This is a genomic window from Candidatus Parvarchaeota archaeon, assembly GCA_016866895.1.
Classification (GTDB): Archaea; Micrarchaeota; Micrarchaeia; order Anstonellales; family VGKX01; genus VGKX01.
Genome location: VGKX01000110.1, coordinates 1 through 4239, shown reverse-complemented (window position 1 = coordinate 4239; position 4239 = coordinate 1). Strand labels below are relative to the sequence as shown.

Genomic DNA, 4239 nt, shown 5'->3' with positions numbered 1-4239 from the left:
TTCGAGGACTGGTCAATAACCTTTGCCGACACCGGCCTTAAGTCCCAGACAGGCTCAAGGCTAAAGCGCATTGAAAAGTACATTGACACTGATGATTTTTTTACTACATACGGAGACGGGCTGACGGACTCGAACATCGGCAAGGAGCTTGAGTTCCACAAAAAGCAGGGGGTTGTGGCAACCCTGACTGCAGTGCACCCCTATTCCAAGTTCGGGCTTATAACACCTGGAAAGGACGGGCTTGTTGAAAAATTCGTTGAAAAGCCCAAGCTTTATGATTATGTGAATGGCGGGTTTTACGTATTTGGCAGGGAAATATTCGACTATTTGGATGCAGACGAATCGTGCGTTCTTGAGACAAAGCCGTTTTCGCGCCTGGCTGAAAAAAGGCAGATGGCAATGTACAAGCACGAGGGCTTCTGGCATGCAATGGACACTTACAAGGATTATCTTGACTTGAACAAAATGTGGGATGAAAAAAAGCATCCGTGGAAAGTCTGGCAGTAGGAACAGGCAGTCATATAGCGCATGGGAGAAATCTTGCAAAAACTGACTGCGACGCGTGGCTTTTGGTGAGTGGTTCGATGGCAATTGACTGGAAGGAAAAAAACGTGCTTATAACAGGGGCTACGGGACTTTTGGGCGGCCATGTTGCAAAAAAGCTTGCAGCATGCGGGGCAAACGTGGTTGTAATAAAAAGGGACCATGTGCCTGGCTGCTACTTTCACATGGAAGGGCTTGAAAAAAAAGCCAGCATTGTGAATGGCAGCCTTGAGGATTATTCGCTTGTTGAGCGGGCGATGAACGAGTATGAGGTTGAGGTCTGCCTGCACCTGGGCGCGCAGACCATTGTGGGGACTGCAAACAGGTCGCCGCTTGCAACTTTCGAGGCAAACATCAAGGGCACCTGGAACGTGCTTGAGGCTGCAAGAAACAGCAGGCTTCTGCAAGCGGTCGTTGTTGCCTCAACCGACAAGGCATATGGGGAGAGCAACAGGCTTCCTTACAAGGAGGATGACAGGCTTGCCGCAAGCCACCCCTACGACGTTTCAAAGGCCTGCGCTGACATGGTTGCAAGCTGTTATTTCCATACATATGGATTGCCTGTTGGAATCACAAGGTGCGGCAATATTTTTGGGGGCGGGGACTTGAACTTCAACCGCATCGTTCCAGGCACAATCAAGTCAATACTTCTCAATCAAAGACCAGTTATCAGAAGCAACGGCAAGATGGTGCGCGACTATGTCTATGTCGAGGACATTTCTGATGCAAACCTGCTTTTGGCAGCAGCCCTGCTTGAAGGCAGGGAAAAGGGGGAGGCGTTCAACTTCAGCTACCAGCAGCCCCAAAGCGTGCTTGAAGTCGTGGACAAGGTAAAAAAGGCCATGAAGTCAGGCCTGCAGCCGGTAATACTCAACCAGGCAAGCAACGAGATACCCGAGCAGTACCTTTCAGCCCAAAAAGCAAAGACAAAGCTTGGCTGGAAGCCATCGCACGACTTTGACTTGGGTCTGAAAAAGGCCATTGAGTGGTACAAGGCCTGGCTGAAAAACAAGGGCGATTAGCATAACAGTACTTGTTCTTGGGGCAGGCGGGGTTGCCGGCTTCCATTTAAGCAGAGTTTTTGGCTTGAAATACAAAGTAGCCACAGTTGCAAGAAGCTCGCCAGATGCAACTTGCAACATTGACGTGCTTGACTGGAAAGCCCTGGAAAAGCTTGTTGCGACAGTTCGCCCAAGCATGGTGATAAACGCCATTAAGCCTGGCATGTCAACAGACCAGATGGAAAAGGAGAGGGAGCTTGCGCAAAAGGCAAATGCAGGACTCGTTGTCAGGCTTGTTGGCCTGCAGCCAGAATACGGATATAAAATTTTGCACCTTAGCACGGATTGGCTTTATGAGGGATTGGAGGGCGTGGAGTACACGGAGGAGTCGCCGCTTGGGCCTAAAAATTACTACAGCCAGACAAAGCTTGAGGCAGAGCAATTCCTGATGCGTCAGGAGGATGGCAACTGGCTTTCACTGAGGACGGAAGGGTTGTTTGGCTTTGATCTGGCAGGGCGAAACATTCTCATGCGCCTGAAAAATTCAGATAAGATGCAGCTTGCGGCGGACCAGTTCTCACAGCCAATTAGCGCCCATGAGCTTGCCTGCATTGCCCTAAAGCTTGCGCAAAAGGACGCCAGGGGGATTTACAACGTGGTTGGAAAGGATTATCTGTCACGCTTGGAGTTTGGAAAAAGGGCCTGCAAGTTTTTCGGATTTGGGACAAGGCTTGGGGAGCTTGAATCAACTGAGAGGGCAATAAAGATACCTCAATTCCTGCGCGTGTCAACAGCCAAGGTTGAGGCGCAGGTGGGGCCGATAAAAAGCCTGGACTGGCAGTTTGAGGATTTGGCAAAAGAGCTTGAGGGAAGGATTTAGAATATTTTAGAACTAAGAACTATAGAATTATAGATTATAACAAGATAATAGGGGATAAAAGGGTAATTTTGCATGGAAAAGGGACTTGGGAATTTGAGGCAGGAAATACTTGGGATGGTTAAAAGATTCCAAAAGCAGCGGGAGCTTGAGCAAAAATCCAAGATTGCCTCTTCAACTAGGGTGCCTGTCTCAGGAAAGGTATTTGACGATGAGGATGTGGCAAGCCTTGTGGACGCCTCGCTTGACTTTTGGCTGACTGCAGGCAGGTTTGCAGATGCATTTGAAGCGCAGCTTGCGGCATACATGGGCCTCAAGCACGCCCTTATGGTCAACTCAGGCTCCTCAGCAAACCTTGTCGCACTCTGTGCGCTTACAAGCAAATTTTTGGGCAGCAGGCGGCTGAAAAAAGGGGCCGAGGTGATAACAACCGCCACCTCATTTCCAACAACAGTCAACCCTATTTTCCAAAACAACATGACGCCTGTGTTTTTGGATGTTGAACTTGACACCTACAACATTGACCTGTCAAGAATTGAGGAGGCCATTTGCGACAAGACAGGGGCGGTTTTTGTGGCACACACGCTTGGCAACCCATTTGATGTTGCAAAGCTTTCCGATATTTGCAAAAAGCACGGCCTGTTTTTGATTGAAGACTGCTGCGATGCGCTTGGGGCAACGGCAAATGGCAAGATGGTAGGCACATACGGGGATTTTGCGACCCTGAGCTTCTATCCTGCCCACCACATAACAACAGGCGAAGGCGGAGCGGTGCTGACAGGAAACGATGTGTACAAAAGGGCAGCAGAATCATTTAGGGACTGGGGCAGGGACTGCTGGTGCAAGCCGGGTGTTGACAACACGTGTGGCAGGAGGTTCAAGTGGAAGCTTGGCGATTTGCCTTATGGATACGACCACAAGTACATTTATTCGAACATTGGATACAACCTCAAGGCAACTGACATGCAGGCAGCAGTCGGGATAACGCAGCTGAAAAAACTGCCTGGCTTTGTCAAGGCAAGGCTTGAAAACTTCAACTTTTACCTGGAATTTTTCAAGCAATATGAGGATTATTTCATTTTGCCAAGAAGCTATCCTGGCTGCAAGCCAAGTCCCTTTGGCTATCTTGTCAACATCAAAGCCGACGCCCCGTTCAAAAGGGGGCAGCTTGTCGAGTGCCTAGAATCAAGCGGCATTGCAACAAGGATGCTTTTTGGCGGCAACATTACAAGGCAGCCGGCATACAAGGGCAAAAAATACAAGGCTGTCGGCGGTCTTGAAAATGCAGACCACATAATGAACAATGCCTTTTGGATTGGCGTTTATCCGGGGATTGACGGCAACATGCGCCAGTATGTTGCATCTGTTTTTGAAGGCTTTTTGAAAAAGCACAAGAAGGGCTAGAAACATATGCTGGAACCTTGCAAATCCTGAAAGATTGGCAAGCTTAATAATTTTGGCAAAAGAGCTTGAAGGCTATTTTCCAAATTTGGCAGTCACGTTTGATGCGTAGAAACCGGGCTTTGAGACAACTCCAGCAGCAAGAAGAAAAACCGCCTTGGCAAACATGATTGCCCCGTCAATCCCCGCAGCTGCAAGCGCCACAAGCCTTCTTGCGAATCCAGATTTTCTTTTCCACACAAAAAGAGTAAGTTTCCCTGTCTTGACATCAAGCACATGGAAACTGTCGCATGTTGCAGCCTTGAGAAAGTTGAGCTGGGTGGAGTAGAACTCGCCTGTTTTTTTGCCAAAAAGGCATCTTGCAAGCATTGATGTGCCATAGCCCTCATTGAATGCAAAATACGGGCTGATGCCCTT

General features: G+C 48.8%; 4 protein-coding genes. All 4 read left to right on the top strand.

Annotation, left to right across the window (positions count from 1 at the left end):
* Positions 1–507 (top strand): glucose-1-phosphate cytidylyltransferase (locus FJZ26_04575; GenBank protein ID MBM3229679.1); only part of this gene is annotated, 507 nt, incomplete at its 5' end.
* Between the two features lie 77 nt (positions 508–584).
* Complete coding sequence (locus FJZ26_04570) at positions 585–1565, top strand: NAD-dependent epimerase/dehydratase family protein (GenBank protein MBM3229678.1); 981 nt, start codon at positions 585–587, stop codon at positions 1563–1565.
* Positions 1561–2424 carry a sugar nucleotide-binding protein gene (locus tag FJZ26_04565; GenBank protein MBM3229677.1) on the top strand — a complete coding sequence of 288 codons (864 nt, stop codon included), beginning with the start codon at positions 1561–1563 and terminating at the stop codon, positions 2422–2424. The genes FJZ26_04570 and FJZ26_04565 overlap by 5 nt, the downstream gene beginning before the upstream one ends.
* 72 nt (positions 2425–2496) lie before the next feature.
* Positions 2497–3825, top strand: coding sequence for a lipopolysaccharide biosynthesis protein RfbH (gene rfbH, locus FJZ26_04560; protein MBM3229676.1), 1329 nt, complete (start codon positions 2497–2499; stop codon positions 3823–3825).
* Positions 3826–4239: the final 414 nt, after the last annotated feature.

Bases quoted from the DNA above. Each gene is read 5' to 3' on its own strand.
- FJZ26_04570 (MBM3229678.1), top strand. From the start codon at position 585: ATGGCAATTGACTGGAAGGAAAAAAACGTGCTTATAACAGGGGCTACG.
- rfbH (MBM3229676.1), top strand. From the start codon at position 2,497: ATGGAAAAGGGACTTGGGAATTTGAGGCAGGAAATACTTGGGATGGTT.